Origin of the sequence: Amycolatopsis sp. NPDC021455 (assembly GCF_040640995.1) — a bacterium.
Taxonomy (GTDB): Bacteria; Actinomycetota; Actinomycetes; order Mycobacteriales; family Pseudonocardiaceae; genus Amycolatopsis.
In genome coordinates, this window is record NZ_JBFACT010000003.1 from 244,547 (window position 1) to 263,842 (window position 19,296).

General features: G+C 72.4%; 16 protein-coding genes. 8 read left to right on the top strand and 8 right to left on the bottom strand.

Going from position 1 to position 19,296, the window contains the following annotated elements; genetic code table 11:
• Positions 1-14: 14 nt before the first annotated feature.
• Together AB0G28_RS06445 and dnaB are read left to right on the top strand one after the other, a co-directional pair.
• The gene (locus AB0G28_RS06445) at positions 15-803 is read left to right on the top strand and encodes an ESX secretion-associated protein EspG (RefSeq protein WP_361083596.1); all 789 of its coding nucleotides are present in this window, start codon (positions 15-17) and stop codon (positions 801-803) included.
• A gap of 503 nt (positions 804-1,306) precedes the next feature.
• Complete coding sequence (gene dnaB, locus AB0G28_RS06450; RefSeq protein ID WP_361084144.1) at positions 1,307-2,710, top strand: replicative DNA helicase; 1,404 nt, start codon at positions 1,307-1,309, stop codon at positions 2,708-2,710.
• Here the strand turns inward: dnaB and AB0G28_RS06455 are convergent.
• Positions 2,707-3,159 (bottom strand): MarR family winged helix-turn-helix transcriptional regulator, encoded by a 453-nt coding sequence (locus AB0G28_RS06455; protein WP_361083598.1) that lies wholly within the window; start codon positions 3,157-3,159, stop codon positions 2,707-2,709. The two genes, dnaB and AB0G28_RS06455, sit on opposite strands and share 4 nt — an antisense overlap.
• A 66-nt stretch (positions 3,160-3,225) precedes the next feature.
• Between AB0G28_RS06455 and AB0G28_RS06460 the strand changes: the two genes are divergently transcribed.
• Entirely contained in the window at positions 3,226-3,618 is a 393-nt protein-coding gene (locus AB0G28_RS06460) for a MarR family winged helix-turn-helix transcriptional regulator (RefSeq protein ID WP_361083601.1), read from the top strand.
• Positions 3,619-3,682: 64 nt separating this feature from the next.
• Positions 3,683-4,453 carry a class III extradiol ring-cleavage dioxygenase gene (locus AB0G28_RS06465; protein WP_361083604.1) on the top strand — a complete coding sequence of 257 codons (771 nt, stop codon included), beginning with the start codon at positions 3,683-3,685 and terminating at the stop codon, positions 4,451-4,453.
• Positions 4,454-4,649: 196 nt separating this feature from the next.
• Here the strand turns inward: AB0G28_RS06465 and AB0G28_RS06470 are convergent, their stop codons facing one another.
• Positions 4,650-8,102: a PE-PGRS family protein gene (locus AB0G28_RS06470; RefSeq protein ID WP_361083606.1), complete on the bottom strand. Its 3,453-nt coding sequence runs from the start codon at positions 8,100-8,102 to the stop codon at positions 4,650-4,652.
• Positions 8,103-8,314: 212 nt separating this feature from the next.
• Positions 8,315-9,241 carry a hypothetical protein gene (locus AB0G28_RS06475; protein ID WP_361083608.1) on the bottom strand — a complete coding sequence of 309 codons (927 nt, stop codon included), beginning with the start codon at positions 9,239-9,241 and terminating at the stop codon, positions 8,315-8,317.
• Between the two features lie 217 nt (positions 9,242-9,458).
• Here AB0G28_RS06475 and AB0G28_RS06480 point away from each other — a divergent pair, with 217 nt between their 5' ends.
• Genes AB0G28_RS06480 through AB0G28_RS06490 form a run of 3 tightly spaced genes read left to right on the top strand, consistent with a single transcriptional unit; the run spans position 9,459 to position 12,444 of the window.
• Positions 9,459-10,658, top strand: a complete 1,200-nt coding sequence (locus AB0G28_RS06480; RefSeq protein WP_361083611.1) for an AI-2E family transporter — start codon at positions 9,459-9,461, stop codon at positions 10,656-10,658.
• Positions 10,655-11,791, top strand: coding sequence for a DUF5931 domain-containing protein (locus AB0G28_RS06485; protein WP_361083613.1), 1,137 nt, complete (start codon positions 10,655-10,657; stop codon positions 11,789-11,791). Before AB0G28_RS06480 ends, AB0G28_RS06485 begins: the two co-directional genes overlap by 4 nt.
• A complete protein-coding gene (locus AB0G28_RS06490) occupies positions 11,788-12,444 on the top strand; it encodes a response regulator transcription factor (protein WP_361083616.1) in 657 nt (218 codons plus the stop codon). Before AB0G28_RS06485 ends, AB0G28_RS06490 begins: the two co-directional genes overlap by 4 nt.
• Before the next feature lie 4 nt (positions 12,445-12,448).
• Here the strand turns inward: AB0G28_RS06490 and AB0G28_RS06495 are convergent, their stop codons facing one another.
• A complete protein-coding gene (locus tag AB0G28_RS06495) occupies positions 12,449-13,381 on the bottom strand; it encodes a hypothetical protein (RefSeq protein WP_361083619.1) in 933 nt (310 codons plus the stop codon).
• Positions 13,382-13,570: 189 nt separating this feature from the next.
• Here AB0G28_RS06495 and AB0G28_RS06500 point away from each other — a divergent pair, with 189 nt between their 5' ends.
• Positions 13,571-14,233: a DUF1707 domain-containing protein gene (locus AB0G28_RS06500; protein WP_361083622.1), complete on the top strand. Its 663-nt coding sequence runs from the start codon at positions 13,571-13,573 to the stop codon at positions 14,231-14,233.
• A gap of 73 nt (positions 14,234-14,306) precedes the next feature.
• Here the strand turns inward: AB0G28_RS06500 and AB0G28_RS06505 are convergent, their stop codons facing one another.
• The 4 genes from AB0G28_RS06505 to AB0G28_RS06520 form a co-directional block, all read right to left on the bottom strand.
• Positions 14,307-15,710, bottom strand: a complete 1,404-nt coding sequence (locus AB0G28_RS06505; protein ID WP_361083625.1) for an MFS transporter — start codon at positions 15,708-15,710, stop codon at positions 14,307-14,309.
• A gap of 299 nt (positions 15,711-16,009) precedes the next feature.
• On the bottom strand, positions 16,010-17,641 hold the full coding sequence (gene ptsP / locus AB0G28_RS06510) for a phosphoenolpyruvate--protein phosphotransferase (RefSeq protein WP_361083628.1): 1,632 nt from the start codon (positions 17,639-17,641) through the stop codon (positions 16,010-16,012).
• A complete protein-coding gene (locus AB0G28_RS06515) occupies positions 17,631-18,371 on the bottom strand; it encodes a hypothetical protein (RefSeq protein WP_361083630.1) in 741 nt (246 codons plus the stop codon). Before AB0G28_RS06515 ends, ptsP begins: the two co-directional genes overlap by 11 nt.
• 28 nt (positions 18,372-18,399) lie before the next feature.
• A complete protein-coding gene (locus AB0G28_RS06520) occupies positions 18,400-19,269 on the bottom strand; it encodes a ribokinase (protein WP_361083633.1) in 870 nt (289 codons plus the stop codon).
• Between the last annotated feature and the right edge of the window lie 27 nt (positions 19,270-19,296).

Consider the following 19,296-nt stretch of genomic DNA (forward strand, 5'->3'; position numbering starts at 1 on the left):
AAGGGGGAAATGCGGTGCTGGACAGGCAGGTCACGCTCTCGACCGGCACCCTGATCAACCTGATCCGGCGCCGGGGCGGCGAGCCGCACACGGTGCTCTCCGAAACGCCGACCTGGTACAGCGAAGAGGCCCAGCGCGCCGAGGACGAGCGCGTCAACGCCGAGCTCGCCAAGGCCGGGCTGTTCGGCACGCGCGGCATGCACCCCGGCTTCGTCGCGACGGTCGAGGCGATCGCCCGGCCGCAGCTGGAGTACTACGGCTGGGTCGACGGCGGGTTCCAGGGCAAGCCGGTGAGCTACCGGCTGCTGGCCGGCAGTGCCGGCGGCGAGGCGTTCGTGCTGGCCAAGCACGAGGAGCTGGACGTCGTCGTCATCGAGTCGACCCGGCCGGGGGAGCTGCTCGACGACTTCCTCGGCCAGATCCCTAAGCTGGCGCCCGGGCGCGGGACGCCGCTCGCGGTGCCGAAGAGCCAGATCGAGGGGACCGCCCGCCCGGACGAAGGCGGGTTCGCGGTGCTCCGCAACGACCGCCCGGCCGAGGGCTCGCAGGAGGTCGAGGAGCTCCGGCGGATCCTGGCGCTACGCCGAATGGGGAGTGGCAGCCTCTACGTCGCGGCCCGGAGCCGCACCGGCGCGTGGCACCGGATCGAACGCCCGGTGAACTACATCGATACCTCGGAAGGCCGATGGCTGACCGAGGAGATCCCGGGCCGCGGCGAGAACCGCGTCGCCTTCACCCCGGCCGACCAGCGCGTTCTCGCTGACCGGTTACGCAGCGCACAGGGCCGGCTCACCGTGGCCTGACCCCCGGGCCGTTCAGCCCACCGGGTTACCCACCTACCGTCCGTGATTTTCATCCACAGGTCCGGTGGCCCGACGCGCCCGCGTCCATCCACGACACGCCGAAGAACGGACTTCTCGCGACACGCCGGACGAGTTTTCCGAGAGTTCTCCACAGCTTTTACACAGGGGCTGACCTGCATCTTTACCGAAGCCGATCACGCTTGTCCCCAACTTGTCCACAGCTCTCGCGGCACCTGTGACTGGTTACCCCCATTCATCCCCAGGTTGTCCACAGAAGGGTCCCCACCCTGAATTGCCATCGGCCTTCCGGGGGATCTAGCGTGCCCGCTCGGGCCTGTACTCACGGTGGCGCCCGGCGTGCCTCCGAGAGTCGGACGGCGTTCTCGCCGATCATCGGGAGACGCGTCCGGGGGACGGGAGCACGAACCGAGCCGCGTGCTTCGAGAGCGAAGTTCCGGCATAATCGAACGAGTGTTCGACACGATGAGGAGGTGTCCGGAGCGGTGGCGCTGACCGACGACCGCGGTCCGATGTACGCGGAGTCCGACCCGGGTCCGAACGATCCGGGACCCGGCGGCTTCGACCGCCAGCCACCGCAGGACATCGCGGCCGAGCAGTCCGTCCTCGGCGGCATGCTGCTGTCCAAGGACGCGGTCGCCGACGTCATCGAAGCGCTCGGCCCCGACGACTTCTACCGGCCCGCGCACCAGGCGATCTACGACTGCATCCTCGACCTCTACGGCCGCGGCGAGCCCGCCGACCCGATCACGGTGTCGGCCGAGCTGGAGCGCCGCGGCGAACTGGGCCGCGTCGGCGGAGCGCCCTACCTGCACACGTTGATCGCGACGGTGCCGACGGCGGCGAACGCGGGCTACTACGCGGAGATCGTCTCGGAGAAGGCGGTGCTGCGCCGGCTCGTCGAGGCGGGCACCCGGATCGTGCAGTACGGCTACGGCGCGGCGGCGGGCGACGGCGCGAACATCGACGAGGTGGTCGACCGCGCGCAGGCCGCGATCTACGACGTCACCGAGCGGCGGACCAGCGAGGACTACGTCGCGCTGGAAGAGCTGCTGCAGCCGACGATGGACGAGATCGACGCGATCGCGTCGCGCGGCGGCCAGTCCCAGGGCATCCCGACCGGGTTCGCCGACTTCGACGAGCTGACCAACGGCCTGCACCCCGGGCAGATGATCATCGTCGCGGCCCGCCCCGGTGTCGGCAAGTCGACACTGGGCCTGGACTTCGCGCGCTCGGCGTCCATCCGGCACGGCATGACCAGCGTCATCTTCTCCCTCGAAATGAGCCGCACCGAGATCGTCATGCGCATGCTCTCGGCCGAGGCGAAGATCCGCCTCGCCGACATGCGCGGCGGCAAGATGTCCGACGACGACTGGACGCGCCTGGCCCGCCGGATGAGCGAGGTCTCCGAGGCACCGCTGTTCGTCGACGATTCGCCGAACATGACGATGATGGAGATCCGCGCGAAGGCGCGCCGGCTGAAGCAGCGGCACGATCTCAAGCTCGTCGTCCTCGACTACCTCCAGCTGATGACGTCCGGCAAGCGCGTCGAGTCGCGGCAGCAGGAAGTCTCGGAGTTCTCCCGGCAGATGAAGCTGCTGGCGAAGGAGATCGAGGTCCCGGTGATCGCGATCAGCCAGCTGAACCGTGGTCCGGAACAGCGCACGGACAAGCGCCCGATGCTGTCCGACCTGCGTGAGTCCGGCTCACTGGAGCAGGACGCCGACCTCGTCATCCTGGTCAACCGCCCGGACGCCTGGGAGCGGGACGACCCGCGCGCGGGCGAGGCGGACCTGATCATCGCGAAGCACCGCGCCGGGCCGACGGCGACGATCACCGTCGCGCACCAGCTGCACTACAGCCGGTTCGTCGACCTCTCGCACGACTAGCCGAGGGCGCTGTACCCGCGGACGAATGCGGTGAGGAGCCTGCCGAACGTTTCGCGGTCCTCGTCCGGCCAGTCCGCCATCACCTCCGCGAACACCCCGCGGCGGAACGCGTGCATCTCGTCGAGGTGCGCCTGGCCGGCTTCGGTCGGCACCAGCACCGCACGCCGTCCGTCGCGTTGATCGGCTTCGCGGCGGAGCAGGCCTTGCTCGACAGCGCGCGCCACGAGCCTGCTGGCGCGCGGCTGGTCGACGCCCATCGCCGCGCTCAGGGCCGTCACCGTGCTGGGCTCGCCGCGTTCGGTGAGCTCCTCGACGACGTCGAGCAGCTCGTACACCGGGTCGTGCGCGCCGCGGCCCCGCGCCTTGCCGATCCGGCTCAGAGCCCGGCGCTGCTGGCTGCGGCGGATCGCGATCATGGCGCGCTCGACGTCGGCCACCGCGTCCGTCATGGTTGCTCCACCTCCGAACTACATGTACTTTTACATGTAGTTGTTCATCGACATATCGGAGTCCTCATGAAACCCCTCGGCTGGTGGCTCCGCCACCTCCACGAGCTTCTCGAATCCTCCATGGCCCAGGTCCTCGAGACGGAATCGCTGACCCGCCGCCACTGGCAGGTACTCAACACGATCGCCCTCGGCGCCCGCACGCCGGAGGAGGTCGACACGGCCATGGCGCCGTTCGTCATCGCCGAAGGCCCGATGGCGCCGAAGGTCGCCGACCTGCGTGCCCGCGGCTGGGTTGCCGAAGACGGCGCCTTGACCGCCGACGGCCGCGAAGCCCACGCCCGCGTCGAAGCGCGCATCAAGGAGTTCCGCGCGAAAGCCATCGACGGCATCAGCGACGACGACTACCGCACTACGCTGCGAACGCTGGAGCGGTGCGCGGCGAACCTCGAAGCCGCCTGAGGAATATCCCGGGCGCCGGCGTCGTCTACTCTAGTAGTTGAACTTTCAAATACTGGAGCTGTCGATGACCCCCACCCCGGTCCTCTACCTCAGCCACGGAGCGCCGCCGCTCGCCGACGACGCCAAGTGGACCCGCCAGCTCGCCGCCTGGTCGGCCGACCTGCCGAAGCCCCGCGCGATCCTGGTCGTGTCGGCGCACTGGGAGGAGGCGCCGCTGACCATCGCGGCGACGACGACCGTGCCGCTCGTGTACGACTTCTGGGGCTTCCCCGAGCGCTACTACCAGGTGAAGTACGCGGCTCCGGGCGCGCCGGAGCTGGCGGAGAAGGTGCGGAAACTGCTTCGTTCGACCGAGACGCCGGTGCACGACGCACCGGAGCGCGGCCTCGACCACGGCGCCTACGTGCCGCTCGTCGAGATGTACCCGGACGCCGACATCCCGGTGCTGCAGGTCTCGATGCCTTCGCTCGACCCGCGGGAGCTGTTCGACCTCGGCCGCAAGCTCGCGCCGTTGCGCGACGAAGGCGTGCTGATCATCGGCAGCGGCTTCTTCACCCACAACCTGAGCGGCATGGGCCGGTCCACCGACGGGACGCCGCCGGCGTGGTCGGCCGAGTTCGACCACTGGGGTGACGAGGTCCTGCGTAGCGGCGACGTCGACACGCTGCTCGACTTCCAGCGCAAGGCGCCGGCGGCCACGCTCGCGCACCCGCGGATCGAGCACTTCGCGCCACTGTTCGTCTCCCTCGGCGCCTGCTCGGACGAAGGTTCCGGCCGCACGGTGATCGACGGTTTCTGGCACGGCCTGGCGAAGCGTTCCCTGCAGTTCTCCTGACCCCGCACACGAACGAGCCCCAGGAGCCGAGGTGGCTCCTGGGGCTCGTCGCCTCCAGGGAAGGAGAGCTACCGCGATCGCGTGGCCGGGGCGCTCCGTGCGAGGTCACCCTCGCGGCGCGTGGAGCGCCTGCCGCCGTGACAGCGGGGTTCGTGGGCCGGGCGGGTTCGCGCGGAACCCGCCCGGCTGCACTGCACTACTTGCGCTTGACCAGACCGAGCAGCTTCGCGATGAAGCCGGTCGAGTCCAGGCCCGACATCGCCGGCACCTGCGGGGTGCTGTCCAGCACCGGCAGCTTGGCGTTGACCGGGACGGCCGGAACCGACGGCACGTCCGCACGCTCGGTGTGACCCGGCAGGGCGCCACCCAGGGCCGGCAGGGCCGGGACCGCGGGCAGCTTCGGCAGCGCGGGAACGCCACCCAGGTTCGGCAGCGCCGGAACCGACGGGACGTCGGCACGCTCGGCGCCGTGACCCGGGAGACCGCCCAGCGCGGGCAGAGCCGGAGCCGCGGGCAGCTTCGGCAGCGCCGGGACGCCACCCAGGTTCGGCAGCGCCGGAACCGACGGGACGTCGGCACGCTCGGCGCCGTGACCCGGCAGGCCACCCAGCGCGGGCAGAGCCGGAGCCGCGGGCAGCTTCGGCAGCGCCGGGACGCCACCCACGGCGGCCAGCGCCGGCACGCCGGCCAGGGCCGGGAGCGCCGGAACCGACGGCACGTCCGCACGCTGGGTGTTGCCCGGCAGGGCCTCACCCACGGCGCCCAGCCCGGCCACCGTCGACAGCGCCGACTCGGTGGGGAGCGCCGGAACGCCGGCGGCCGGCAGCGGCAGGACCTTCGTCAGCCCGGCCAGCGGGTTGCCCACCGACGGCACGTCGGCGCGCTCGTCGACCGGCGTGGTGCCCGGCAGCGCGGGAATGCCGCGGGTGGGCAGGCCGTGCGCGGGCAGCCCGGCGACCGGCAGCGCGTTGGTCACCCCGTCGAAGGCCGGCAGGCCGCCGACCAGCCCGGCGACCGGGAGCTTGCCCAGCAGCCCGTCCACCGACGGCATCCCGCCCGGGGTGGGCAGGCCGCTCCGGAGCGCGGCCAGCGAGGGCAGCTCGTCGGCCGCCAGCTCGGAACCCTCGATGGGGTACGCGATCGGGTCGGCTTCCTCGTCGATGCTCGTCGCGTCGGTCGCGACCGCGGTGGCCTCGCCGAGCAGCTCGAGGGGCACGCCGAAGATCTGCACCGGCAGCACGAACGGGTGGTACAGGTTGAAGCCCGACAGGCTCTGCTGGTCGCCCGCGGTGACGGCCTTGCCGCCGTTCTCCGTGGTCAGCGTGTTGTGGCCGACGGCGTGCGCGATGCCGCCCACGGTCGCCGCGTCGCCGAACAGCTGCGCGATCGCGGTCACCGGCAGGTCGAGGATGTTGCCGGAGAGCGCGCCCTCGACACCCGAGGTGGTGTCGTCGCCCGCGTTCTCGACCTCGGTCATGTTGACGCCGGTGCCCTTGGCGACACCCGCGACGCTCACCGCGTCGCCGAAGACCTGCGCCACCGGCAGCGCGTCCACGCCGACGATGTTGCCGGCCACGCTGCCGCGGTCACCGCTGGTGGTGGCGTCGCCGCCCGCCTCCGACTCGACGTCGTTGGTGCCCGTGCCGGTGCCCAGCGCCGCCCCGGCGATCCCGTCGCCGAAGACCGAGCCGGCGCCCGCGAGCGGGGCCTTCACGATGTTGCCGGTCAGCGCACCGTCCTGGCCGTCGGTCACGGCGTCGCCGCCGGCCGAGGAGTCGGTGATGTTGTCGTTCTCGCCGGTGCCGATGCCGCCGAGGGCGCCACCGACGCCCATCGCCTGCAGCGGCAGCGAGACCGGGGCCTCGACGATGTTGCCCGCGCCGGCGCCCGCCGGGCCGTGGGCCTTGACGTCGCCGCCCGCGTGGGACGTCGTGTCGGTCGAGCCCTTGCCGTGGCCCTGGCCGATGAAGGCGCCACCGATGTTGGCGGCCTGCACCGGGAGCGACGCGGGCACGGTGCCCAGGTTGGAGCTCAGGAAGCCGCCGTCGTCCACGGTGCTGCCACCGCCGCCGCCGGAGACGACCTTGGTCTCGTCGGCCGCGCCGGAGCCCTGGCCGATGAACGAGCCGCCGATGCCGAAGACCTCGGCGGGGATGGCGACCGGCACCTGGACGACGTTGCCCGAGCCGGACGAGTCCGCGCCCTGCGTGCCGTCGTACGCCCCGGCGGTGACCGTCTTGTCCTCGGTCGCCGAACCGGTCGCGTTGCCGATGTGGCTGCCGCCGATGCCGAAGACCTCGGGCGCGCCCGCGGCCTGGGTGTTGACGATGTTGCCGCCGAGGACGGCGCCGTTGCCCTTGGTGTAGCTGCCGTTGCCGGCGTTGGCGTCGGTCGTGTTGTCGTGCGCGGCGTCGGCCTGGCCGATGTAGGTGCCACCGATGCCGAAGGCCTCGACCGGCAGCGCGACCGACGGGTTGAGGACGTTGCCCGACCCGGTCGAGTCGTCACCGGTCGTCTTGACGAAGCCACCCGAGTCGACAGTGCTGGAGGAACTGCCGGCACAGGGGATGCCCGCCGAGGCGTTGCCGATCCACGAGCCCGCGTTGCCCGCGACGTTCGCGATCGGGGACAGCGAGGCCGCTCCGCCGTTGCCGGACAGGAACGAGTCGTCGCCGCTCGTCTCGAGGTAGGTCGGGATGCCCAGGCTGCCCTTGCGGGTGGCCCCCGCCTTGGCGTCGGCGGAGGTGTCGCAGCCGTCGGAGTTCGACAGCGAGCCCCACACCGCACCGGAGTTGCAGTTGAACTTGACCGGCAGGGCGATCGGCGCGCCGACCACGTTGCCCGACCCGGAGGCCTGGTCGCCGGAGCTCAGCAGCGAGCCGCCGGAGGTGGCGACGGTGTCGGCCGTGTAGCCGTGGCTCTGCCCGTTGCCGAGCAGGTAGGAAGCGGCGTTGCCGGTCACCTGCACCGGGGTGGCGAACTGGCCCGCCACCACGTTGCCGGAGAGCGCGGAGCCGTCGCCGTCGGTGTCGACGTCGCCGGTCTCGGTGGTGCTCTGGCTGGCCGACCCACCGGTCACGCGGCCGGTGCCGCCGGCGACGCCGCCGCCGTTGCCGGCGATCTGGACGGGGAGCGCCCAGTCGAGGACGACGGCGTTGCCCGCGAGGCTGGAGTCCTGGCCCGTCGTCTTGACGTCCTGGTCGTGGCTCCAGGTCTGCGAGTGGTCGGTGCCCTGGACGTGCGCGTCGCCGATGACGCCGACGGCGTTGTCGACGATCTGGATCGGGACGACGACGTCGCCCGTGACCTTGTTGCCCTTGAGGTTGTTGTGGCTCGGGGTGAACTTCGCGCCGAAGGCGCTCTGGCTGATCGGGCTCGCCTCGTCGAACTGCCGGGCGGCCTCGTTCGCGGCCTGGGTGACCGGCTTGGTGCTCAGCTCCGTCTGCCCTTCGGGCAGGTCCAGCTGGCCGAACGGGGTGCCGACGGCGTTGTTGGCTTCCTGGACCGGAGCCGTCACGTTGAGGTCGAGCGGGGACGCCGGGGCGTCGGGGTTGACGTTTTCGTCAGCCGAGGCGATGCCGGTGCCCAGCATCAGCAACCCACCCGTGACCAGCGCGGTCTGGACGCCGCGCTTTGCCCACGTCTGCATGGGGTATTTCTCCTTTATTTCGGGTTCCCTTGCGGGTTCATGGAGGTGCGCGCGCTCGCCGAAGAGGGCCGCACCAGGGGAAGGAACTTCTTGCGGGCGCGACACAGTGTTTTCTGAAAAGCGCGCACCGCCGTGTCACGGGTATTGCGCGGACGCGAAGCCGTCAGAAGAAGACGGACGTGGGCGCGTCAGCGACCCGTGAAGGGAGGTGTTCAGTCAGGAGTGACGCCGGGCTGCTCGCCCGGGGTGCGCAGCGAGTGGCGCAGGCCGGCGCGGCTCATCGCCGCGACGGCGGTGTCGACGGCCTCGGTCGTCCAGAAGGGGACGCCGAAGTTGAAGCCGTCGAGGTGTCCACCGGGGGCCGTGGTGCCACCCGGGGCGGTGGGGACGGCCGGCGCGATCGGAAGCTGCGCCGGGGTCAGCGGCGACGGCAGGTCACGGTGCCCGTCGCGGGCGTGGCCCGCGGCACCGGTGACGTCGTCGTGCTGGAGACCCACCGGCATCGCGAGCGCATCGGCGCGCAACGCGGCGGGAAGTTCGAGAGGGGTGACGGCGGCCGTACCGGCCTGCTGCCCGGCACCCGGGGCCGACGGCTCCTGCCCGGCCGGGGCGAGGCCCGGGAGCAGGTCGCCGTGCGCGGCCGGGTCGAGCAGCTGCCACACCTGGCGGCCGAAGTCCTTGGCCGGCTCGGGGGCGATGGCCTGCTCGATGACCTGGCGGGTGTCCTCGGGCTTGCGGGCGATGTGCTCGACCGCGTCCAGGGTGCGCTCGGCCGGGCTCACCACCGCGTCGCCGGCGAGGTCGGAGACCGAGTCGCCGACGCGCCCGGAGACCTCGTGCCGGAGGGTGTGGCCGCACGCGGTCTGCGGCTCGCTCCACGTCGTCGCGTCCTGGTGGCAAGCCGTACCGGCGAGGTCACCCGCGAAGTGCGTGGCGCCGTGGTCCGCGTCGGCGATGCTGCCGTCGGCGGCCTCGGTGACGGCGCCGACCTCGACGGTGTCGGCGGACGCCGTCGCACCGGAGACCAGCCACGCGGCGGCGGTGCCGGCCACGGCCCCACCGAGCACGAGCAGCGCACGCGACACGAGACGGCCGACGCGCTTGGCGCCCTGCCCCTCGTTCGTCGCTGTGCTCGCCACTCGTCGTCTCCCGTTCGTGATCTCACCGTTGCGGAAGCGACCTAACCAAATCCGCGCCGCGGCGCGCATCCCTGGCACGCCTTGATGCCCCCATCGTGTGAAAGACACACGGTGTAGCCCGATCTGACGTTCGGTGATCATGCCTGGCCGTCGCGTGTGTCGGACGCGGCCGCGGGAAAGCGGCCGAATCGGGCGGTCCAGCCGCTACGGTGAGCCGGTGAGCCACGCGCGACGCGAAGACCCGTTCCTGCCGGAGCACGAGGACATCACCGGGCTGATTCCCCGGGGGCTGCGCATCAGCGCCGCGCTCGCGTGGCGGTTCATCGTGGTGGTCGCCGCGCTCTACGCGGTGGTGTGGGCGATCGGCTACCTGTCCGTCGTCGTCATCCCGCTGGGCATCGCCCTGCTGGTTTCGGCCCTGCTCGCCCCGGCGGTCCAGAAGCTGGTGGCGGTCCGCTTCCCGCGCGGGCTGGCGACGGCGATCGTGCTGATCGCCGGCCTGGCCGTGCTGGCCGGGTTGCTGACGTTCGTCGTCACGCAGTTCTCCAGCGGCCTGCCGCAGCTGCAGAAACAGCTCAACGAGAGCCTCAACCAGATCCGGGACTGGCTGATCAACGGCCCGGCACACCTGCGCCAGGAGCAGATCCAGGACTTCATCAACCAGGTCTTCGGGTTCCTGCAGAACAACCAGAAGTGGCTCACCGACACGGCGCTGACCACGGCGAGCACGGTCGGCGAGATCGTCACCGGCTTCCTGCTCACCCTGTTCATCACGATCTTCTTCCTCAGCGGCGGCGACGGGATCTGGACGTTCCTGGTCCACGGTGTGCCCGCCCGCGTGCGCAATCGCGTCGACGTCGCCGGGCGGCGCGGGTTCGCGTCGCTGGTCAGCTACGTGCGGGCGACGGCGGCCGTGGCGGTCGTCGACGCGGTCGGCATCGGCATCGGTCTGTGGATCGTCGGCGTGCCGCTGGTGATCCCGCTGGCCACGCTGGTGTTCCTCGGCGCGTTCATCCCGATCATCGGCGCGGTGATCACCGGCGGCGTCGCGGTGCTGATCGCGCTGGTCACCAACGGCTTCATCGGCGCGGTGATCGTGCTGGCCATCGTGATCGGCGTGATGCAGCTGGAAAGCCACGTGCTGCAGCCGCTGCTGCTCGGCCGCGCGGTGAAGCTGCACCCCCTCGCCGTCGTCCTGGCCATCACCGGCGGCCTCGTCGTCGGCGGGATCGCGGGGGCGCTGATGGCGGTGCCGATCCTGGCGGTGCTCAACGCGGGCATCCGGTCGCTGCTGCACGAGACCGACCCGGATCCGGCCGAGGTGAACGTCCTCAAGGACCAGGCCGCCCAGCCGAACGACGCCGAACCCGGGTCCGCCGCGGCGGAAGTGCCGACGCTCGGCGACGACGAGAAATGACCGCCGGGAGGACGCCCGACCCGATCACGCCCATGTGGCGGGGGGTGATCGCGTTCCGCGTGCTCACGTGGGCGTTCGCCTGCGGCACGGTGATCGTCCAAACGGGACACTACCGGCGCGAGGGGCTGGCCTGGGCGATCCTCGGCGTGATGGCGCTGTGGTCGGTCGTCAGCAGCTTCCTCTACCTGCGCGAGCGGACGCGGCCGCCGTCGCTGGTCGTCTTCGACCTCGTGTTCACCACCGGGCTGCTGCTCACTTCGCCGTGGGTGCTCAGCGACGCGCAGTTCGCGCTGAACGTCCCGCTCATCACCACGGTGTGGGCGGCCGTGCCGCCGGTCGCCGCGGGCGCGCGGTTCGGCGCGGTGGGCGGCGTGCTCTCCGGGCTGGTGGTCGGGGTGGCGACCGCGCTGGCGCGGGAGAAGTTCGACCTCGACGTGGCCCGCGACGCCGTCCTGCTCGCCGCGGCCGGCCTGCTGGTCGGCATGGCCGCGACGATGGGCCGCCGGTCCGCGGCCCGGCTGGAGCAGGCACTGCGGAAGGAAGCGGCGACGGCCGAGCGGGAACGGCTGGCCCGGTCGATCCACGACAGCGTGCTGCAGGTGCTGGCGCGGGTCCGCAAGCGCGGCAACGAGGTCGGCGGCGAAGCCGCGGAGCTCGCCCGGCTGGCCGGCGAGCAGGAGATCGCGCTGCGGTCGCTGGTGACGACCGAGCCGCTGAAGCCGAACGACCGCGGCACGACGAGCCTGCGTGCCGCGCTGCAGCTGCTCGCGAAGCCGTCGGTGCAGGTCTCGACCCCGGCGGACGACGTCGAGCTGCCCGCGCACGTCACCGGGGAGCTGCTCGCCGTCACCCGCGAAGCGCTGGCGAACGTCGAGAAGCACGCGGGGCCGGACGCCCACGCGTGGGTGCTGCTGGAGGACCTCGGCGACGAGGTCGTGGTGAGCGTTCGCGACGACGGACCGGGCATTCCGGACGGCGTTCTCGAGCGAGCGGCCGCGGAAGGGCACCTCGGCGTGGTGGAATCCATCCGGGGGAGGGTCCGCGACCTCGGGGGCAACGCGACCCTCGACACCGGGCCCGGCCGGGGCACGGAGTGGGAGGTCAGGGTGCCGAGCACGAGGGGTGCGGGATGAGCGAGCCGCGGATTTCGGTCATGGTGGTCGACGACCACCCGATCTGGCGCGACGGGGTGGCCCGTGACCTGACCGAACACGGCTTCGACGTGCGGGCGACCGCGCCCGACGCCGACGCGGCGCTGCGGATCGCGAGGACCGTGCAGCCGGACGTCGTGCTGATGGACCTGAACTTGGGCAGCACGTCGGGCGTGGACGCGACCCGCGAGATCACCTCGGCGCTGCCGTCGACGAAGGTGCTGGTGCTGTCGGCGAGCGGCGAGCACAAGGACGTCCTGGAAGCGGTGAAGGCCGGCGCGTCCGGCTACCTGGTCAAGTCGGCGTCCGCGGCCGAGCTGGTCGACGCCGTCCACCGGACCGCCGCCGGCGACCCGGTGTTCACCGCGGGACTGGCCGGGCTGGTGCTCGGCGAATACCGCCGGATGGCCGACGCGCCGGCGGAAGGGGCCGAGCCGCCCCGGCTGACCGAGCGCGAAACCGACGTCCTGCGCCTGGTCGCGAAGGGGCTGACCGCGCGGCAGATCGCCGAGCGGCTCGTGCTTTCGCACCGCACGGTGGAGAACCACGTGCAGTCGACGCTGCGGAAGCTGCAGCTCCACAACCGCGTCGAGTTGGCCAGGTACGCGATCGAGCACGGCCTCGACGAGGAGTAGCCGCTCAGGGGAGCACCGCGATGCCGTTCCACTGACCTTCCGGCAGCGCGGCCTTGCCCAGCCGCCACGCCGGTTCGCCCGGGTGCCAGGCCGCGAGGACGCCGTCGGCGAGCACGAGGTCGCCCGCGTCGCTCCAGTCCATCCCGCCGCCCTGCTTCAGGTGGTCGGTGACGAACGGCATCCCGGGTGCGTGGTCCCACGCCTGCGTGTCCGGGTGGAGCAGCCAGACGTCCCGGGTCTGCACCGGACCGCGGTAGGACGGGTCGGCGAAGTCGGCCGCGAAGACGGAGCCGTCCCGCGACGGGACGACGACGGGCGGGCCGCCGCCGCTCGCCGGCCGGGTCAGCGGCTTGGTGCTGCCGTCGCGCAGGTTGAGCAGGCTGAGGTCGGTGAAGCCGTCGAGCAGCAGCCAGTCGCCGGAAGCGCCGAGGATCCGCGGGTGCTGGCGGACGGTGCGGCCGGTCGCCGGGTCGATCAGCGCGTCGGTCGACTCGGCGGAACCGGAGTTGATGGTGATGAGCAGGCCGTGCGAGGTCTCGGCCCGGACCGCGGTGCGGCAGCTGGCGGACTGGCCGTGGCCGAACTCCCCGCCGGAGAGCGAGACGTGCTGGAGGCGGCAGTTGTCCGGCCCGTCCTGCCGGACCAGCCAGACGCCGTTGCCGGCGGCGTCCGGGGCGACCGACCAGGCGCGGCCGAGGGGACGCGGCGAGCTCGACGGGCCGGTGTACCCGAGGATCTCGAACGGCTCGGTGCTGTGGGTGTAGGGCGGGTAGACCGTCAGGACGACGTGCTTCCCGACTCGCAGCACGCTCAACCCCTTGTCGGCGGCCGGGTAGCCGGGCGGCGTGGCCGCGGGTCCGCGGTCGGCGTCGAAGAGGGTCGGTCCGGTGGGGAGCAGGGCCGTCACCCCGATTCCCCCGGTCGTCGGCGTGCCCATGAGACCTTGGGGAGGGTCGTGGACGGGATTCGGTGACGCGGTCGTCGACGGCGGTGGCGGTGGGGGCGTTTCGGCGGTGCACCCGCACAGCAGAACCAGTGCCGCGCCGAGCACGGCACCGCGGATTACGGGTCCGTTCAGGGTTTTCCCCCGATCTCCCTGGTGAAATCCGGTTCTACCATCGTGGGCATGGGCGAGGAAGAGACCACGGCGGCGGAACCGGTGACGGAAACCAAGCCGTTGAGCGAGCGCGATCTTCGGGTTTCCGACGACGAGCGCGAGCACGTCGTCGGCGTGCTGCAGAAGGCGATCGGCCGCGGCATGATCGACCTCGACGAGTTCACCGAGCGCACCGACCGCGCGCTCGCGTCGCGGACCCGCGGTGAGCTGAACGCCGTGCTGGCCGACCTCGCCGGCCTCTACCACCCGGCCGCGGCCGTGGCCGCCGCTCCGGCGTACGCGCCCCCGGTCGGCTACGGCGGCTACTCGCGCGGGCAGCGCTTCGAGCTCAACGCGAAGTACTCGTCGCTGGTGCGCAGCGGGCCGTGGGTCGTCCCGCCCGAGATGGTCGTGCGGAACAAGTACGGCTCGACGAAACTCGACTTCACCGAAGCCCAGGTGCAGTCGCCGGTGGTGCACATCGAGCTGGACGCCAAGTGGGGTTCGGTCGAGGTGATCATCCCGGAGCACGCGGCGGTCGACGTCAACTCGATCACCGACATCAAGTTCGGCTCGCTGGAGGACAAGACCCGCAGCAACGGGAGGATGGGCAACCCCCGGTTCGTGCTGACCGGCCGCGTCCACGGCGGCTCGCTGGTCGTCCGGCACCCGCGGCGCGGGCTGTTCGGCTAGCCGGGGCCCCTCTGCCCCCGGCGTCAAGAAGGCCTCCCCACTCAGGCATCGGGTGGGGAGGCCTTCGCCGTTTTCAGGCGGTCCGCAGGTTCTTCGCGACGAACCACACCAAGGCGGCGAACGCGACGGCGGCGAGCCCGGCGACGACGTGCAGCCCGTCGGCGAAGCCGTGGGCGCGGACGACGGCGTTGCCCAGCGTCCCGACGGTCGCGATGCCGAGGGAGTAGCCGAACTCGTTGACGGTCTGGGCCAGCGCGGAGGCAGCACCGGCCTTGCGCGGCGGCACGGATCCGACGACGAGGTCGGTGCCCAGCGCGACCATCGGGCCGACGCCCGCGGACGTCACGGCCAGGCCGATGGCGGGCCAGGCCGGCCCGGCCACGGGGTCGGCGAGGGCGAGGATGGCCATGCCGGCCGCGGCCAGGGCGACACCGCCGGCGATCAGGGCGCTGGGCTTCACCCGCCGGGCCAGGACGGGCGCGGCGAGGAAGCTGACGGTCGAGGTCGCCATGCCGGGCAGCAGGCCGAGCGCGGCCCCGACCGGCGAGAGGTGCTGCACGACCTGGAAGAACTGCGCGACGAACAGCATCGTGGTGCCGCCGAGCATGCTGAACAGGAGCATCCCGCCGAGCGTGGTGCGGAACGCCTTCGCGGCGAAGAGGCTGAAGTCGATCAGCGGGTCCTCGAGCGTCCGCTGCCGCTTCACGAAGACGTACCCGAAGGCGCCGCCGATGGCGAGTGCCGCGAGGGGAGCGAGGTGGACGCCGCCGCGGGCGAGTTCCTTGACGCCGTAGACGGCGGGCAGGATCGCGGCGAGCGACAGGGCGACACTGGGCAGGTCGAGGCGGCCGGCGGTCTCGTCGCGGTACTCGGGCAGCAGCTTCGGCCCGATGACCAGCAGCAGGACCATCGCGGGGACGCCGAGCAGGAAGACCGAGCCCCACCAGAAGTGCTCCAGCATGAAGCCGCCGACCATCGGGCCGATGATCGCGCCGACGGTGAAGCAGCCGGCCCAGATCCCGATCGCCTCGGCGCGCTGCCGCGGGTTCCGGAACATGGTCCCGATGAGCGAGAGCGTGGACGGCGCCAGCGTCGCCCCGGCGACACCGAGCACGGCCCGGGCGGCGATGAGCATGGCGGCGCTGGTGGAGAAGGCGGCGACCACGGAAGCGGCCCCGAAGGCGGTGGCCCCGGCGAGCAGCAGCTTCCGCCGTCCGATCCGGTCACCGAGGGTCCCCATGGTGACCATGAACCCGGCGATCATGAAGCCGTAGATGTCCATGATCCACAGCTGCTGGGTGCCGTCGGCGTGCAGGCCGGCGGAGAGCTTCGGCAGGGCGAGGACGAGGACGAAGACGTCCAGCGAGACGAGCAGGGCGGGCAGGGCCAGCACGGCCAGGCCGATCCACTCCCGGCGCCCGGCCCGGGCCGCTTCGGCCGGCGGCGCTTCGGCCGGGGCGGCGATGGTGGCGGTCATGGTGAGGTCCTCTCGACTCGGTGGCTTCGGTCTCACCACCGCGTCGAGCGACCGTCCCCCGGATCGACAAGGGCCCGCAGGATTTTTCGAGAACGCCGTGAAGGCCACCTCGAGGCCCTTCAAGGTGGCCTTCACGGACTTACGAGAGGTTGTCCACACCCCTCGATCAATGTGGACAACTCCGCCCGTCCAGACTGGCACAACCCGGCACTGTCGGTGATGACCGATAGACTGAAAGTGGGGGGGCGCCCCCAGGTTTCGAGCCGGGTCGAATCAAGCGGGCGGGTCTGCCGCGCAGGTCAGGGGCGGGCGGCCGCGCGGGCCGCCGCCGGGTCCGACGTCGCCAAGGCCGCTTCCGCCAGCGCTTCGCAGTCCGCCAGAGTCGCCGCGGCCAGGCTCGCGCCGACCGTGCGGATCGCCGGGGCGTTCATCGACAGGCTCGTCAGGCCCAGGCCGGCCAGCACCAGCGCCAGGCGCGGGTCCGCGGCCGCTTCGCCGCAGACGCCCGCCGGCTTGCCCGTGGCCTTGGCCGCGGCGCCGATCAGCTTCAGCAGGCGCAGGAGCCCCGGCTGCCAGGGGTCGTTGAGCTTCGCGACCGCGCCCAGCTGGCGGTCCGCCGCGAACGTGTACTGGGCCAGGTCGTTCGTGCCGACCGAGACGAAGTCGACGACCTCGAGGATCTCGCGGGCGCTCAGCGCCGCCGCCGGGATCTCGATCATCACGCCCGCGCGGGCGATGCCGGCGGCGCGGACGCGCTCGGCGAACCAGGCGGCCTCGTCGACCGTCGCGACCATCGGAGCCATCACCGAGACGTCGGCGCCGGAGTCCGCCGCCGCGCTCGCGATGGCCTCGAGCTGGCGGTCCAGCACCTCGGGGCGGTCGAAGGCCACGCGCAGCCCGCGGACGCCGAGTGCCGGGTTCGGCTCGGCTTCCGGGGAGAGGAAGGCCAGCGGCTTGTCGGCGCCCGCGTCCAGGGTCCGCACGATCACCGGCTTGCCGCGGAACGGCGAGAGCACCGCGGTGTACGCCGCGCGCTGCTCGGCCACCGACGGCTCGTCCGAGGCGTCCAGGTAGCAGAACTCGGTGCGGAACAGGCCGACACCTTCGGCACCCGCGTCGGCCGCGGCCCGCGCGTCGGCCGGGGAGCCGACGTTGCCGTAGACCTTCACGCGGTGGCCGTCGGCTGTCGCGCCGGTGCCGTTCCACTCGGCGACCTGCGCCGCCGTCGCCGCGACGACCGGCGCGGACGGGTCCGCGACCTCGACCGTGCCCGCGTCGCCGTCGACCGCAAGCGCTTGCGCGTCCAGCGCGAGCAGCCCGCGTACCGCGACGACGGCCGGGATGCCGAGCGCGCGCGCCAGGATCGCGGTGTGGCTGGTGGGGCCGCCTTCTTCGGTGACCAGGGCGAGGACCTTCGCCGGGTCGAGACCGGCGGTGTCGGCGGGCGCGAGGTCGCGAGCGACCAGCACGCTCGGCGTCGCCAGCTCGGGCACCCCCGGCGGCGCGATGCCGAGCAGCTCGGCGATCAGGCGGTCCCGCACGTCGCGGACGTCCCGGACGCGCTCGGCCATGTACCCGCCGGCCGCGGCCAGCGCTTCGGCGAAGCCTTCGGCGGCCTGGTAGACGGCCCGGGCGGCGGGCAGGCCCTGGGTCTTCACCAGCGTCTCGGCCTGGGAGGCGAGCGCCGGATCGGCGGCCATCGCGGCGGTCGTGATCAGGATCGTCGCCGCTTCGCCGGAGGCGGTCTCGGCCTGCTTCTCCAGCCGCGCGGCGACCGCGGCGGCGGCGGGCGCGATCCGGGCGGCCTCGGCGGCCGGATCGGCCGGGGCGGGGGTGGCGGCGGGCTCGCCCAGCGGCTCCGCGACACGGACGACGGGACCACTCGCGCGGCCGGGGCTGACGGCGACCCCGGAGAGAGACTCAGACGGCATGGTCTAGACCATAGCTCAGATAGGCCTGGATATCTCGTGGTGGCGGGCACAAACCGCGTCGCCTTACCTGCTCGAGCACCGGCCGGACCTCCTCGTGCCACCAGGCGTCGGCCAGTTCGTCGCGGCTGCGCACCGGCCGTCCGGCCAGCATACGGCGGAATCCCCAGGCCTCGGCCGAGTCGGCGAGCCGGAACCAGTCGGCCGGGTCGTCGAGCCACAGGCCGAGCCGGACGTCGTCGGGCAGCGGCACGCGCTCGAGGAACATCCGTTCGGCGGTCTTCGACGGCAGGTCGGCGAGCGTCAGGCAGCGCAGCGCGCAGGCGACCGTGCTGATCCACCGGACCCGTGCGCGGATCGTCCGGGCACCCCGCGCCCGCGCGATGGCGACGCGGTGGTGGCCGTCCTCGACGAAGAACATGTCGCTGAGCCGCACGAGCCGCACCGGCGGGAGGTCCGCCGACGTCCGCGTCAGGTGTTCCCAGCGGTCTCGCAGCGCCCGGTTGCGCGGCCGGAACTCGCGGTCGAAGTCCCCGGCGCGGGCGACCGTGCCGACGACGCCCTCCAGCGGCACGTCGTACACGCCTTCGTCGACCTCGGTCTGCTTGCCGAGCGCCTGGAGGGTTTCGTCGAGCGGCATGATCGCGAGGTGATCGGGACGGCGCGCCTCCGCGATCGCCTTCAGCTGCGCCGCGTAGCCCCGCCACCAGGCCGAACCGAACGAATCGCCCATGTGATGGGCAACCCGTCCGGCCGGGTGATCATTCCCCCAGATCGGCGGCGGTCGGGTAGGACGGCTGCGCCCCGGGCCGCGTCACGCTGAACGCCGCGACGCGAACGGCCCGCTTCGCCGCCGAGACGAGGTCTACACCGTCGGCCAGCGACGCGGCGAGCGCGCCCGCGAAGGCGTCCCCGGCCCCGGTCGTGTCGACGGCCTTCACCTGCGGTGACGCCACCTCGGTGACGCCGCCGGCTTCGACGACGACCGCACCGGCCGCGCCGAGCGTGACGACGGCCGCCTTCGGCCCGAGGTCGAGGAGCCGCCGGAAGTCCGCGCCGGGGCCGGTCAGCCAGGCGGCCTCGTGCTCGTTGACCAGCAGGACGTCGAGCTTGGCCAGCGTCTCCGGGGACAGCTTCGCCGCGGGCGAGAGGTTCAGCAGGACCTTGACGCCCCGCTCGGCAGCCCGTGCGACGGCGTGTTCGACGGTCGGCAGCGGCACCTCGAGCGAGACGACCACGATCTCGACCCCGTCGAAGACGGCGTCGACGTCGGCGGGCTCCAGGCTCGAGTTGGCGCCGGGGGAGACGAGGATCGAGTTCTCGCCGTCCGGGGTGACGGTGATGTAGGCGATCCCGGTCGGCCGGTCGCTGGTGCGCACGAGCCCGGTGTCGACGCCCGCGGCGCGCAGCGAATCGAGCAGCAGCCTGCCGTAGGGATCGTCACCGACCGCGCCGAGCAGTGCGACGTCCGCCCCGAGCCGGCCCGCCGCGACCGCCGTGTTGGCGCCCTTGCCGCCGGGCGCGAGCACCGTGTCGCCGCCCAGCACCGTCTCCCCGCCCGCCGGCCGCCGATCCACCGCGACGACGAGGTCGGCATTGGCGGATCCCACAACGAGCACGTCAGAGTTCATGCCCGCACTGTCCCACGACAGGCGTCC

Bases quoted from the DNA above. Each gene is read 5' to 3' on its own strand.
- AB0G28_RS06455 (WP_361083598.1), bottom strand. From the start codon at position 3,159: ATGACGGACGCGGTGGCCGACGTCGAGCGCGCCATGATCGCGATCCGC.
- AB0G28_RS06470 (WP_361083606.1), bottom strand. From the start codon at position 8,102: ATGCAGACGTGGGCAAAGCGCGGCGTCCAGACCGCGCTGGTCACGGGT.
- AB0G28_RS06490 (WP_361083616.1), top strand. From the start codon at position 11,788: ATGAGCGAGCCGCGGATTTCGGTCATGGTGGTCGACGACCACCCGATC.
- AB0G28_RS06485 (WP_361083613.1), top strand. From the start codon at position 10,655: ATGACCGCCGGGAGGACGCCCGACCCGATCACGCCCATGTGGCGGGGG.
- AB0G28_RS06460 (WP_361083601.1), top strand. From the start codon at position 3,226: ATGAAACCCCTCGGCTGGTGGCTCCGCCACCTCCACGAGCTTCTCGAA.
- AB0G28_RS06520 (WP_361083633.1), bottom strand. From the start codon at position 19,269: ATGAACTCTGACGTGCTCGTTGTGGGATCCGCCAATGCCGACCTCGTC.
- ptsP (WP_361083628.1), bottom strand. From the start codon at position 17,641: ATGCCGTCTGAGTCTCTCTCCGGGGTCGCCGTCAGCCCCGGCCGCGCG.
- AB0G28_RS06515 (WP_361083630.1), bottom strand. From the start codon at position 18,371: ATGGGCGATTCGTTCGGTTCGGCCTGGTGGCGGGGCTACGCGGCGCAG.
- AB0G28_RS06505 (WP_361083625.1), bottom strand. From the start codon at position 15,710: ATGACCGCCACCATCGCCGCCCCGGCCGAAGCGCCGCCGGCCGAAGCG.
- AB0G28_RS06495 (WP_361083619.1), bottom strand. From the start codon at position 13,381: ATGGGCACGCCGACGACCGGGGGAATCGGGGTGACGGCCCTGCTCCCC.
- AB0G28_RS06465 (WP_361083604.1), top strand. From the start codon at position 3,683: ATGACCCCCACCCCGGTCCTCTACCTCAGCCACGGAGCGCCGCCGCTC.
- AB0G28_RS06500 (WP_361083622.1), top strand. From the start codon at position 13,571: ATGGGCGAGGAAGAGACCACGGCGGCGGAACCGGTGACGGAAACCAAG.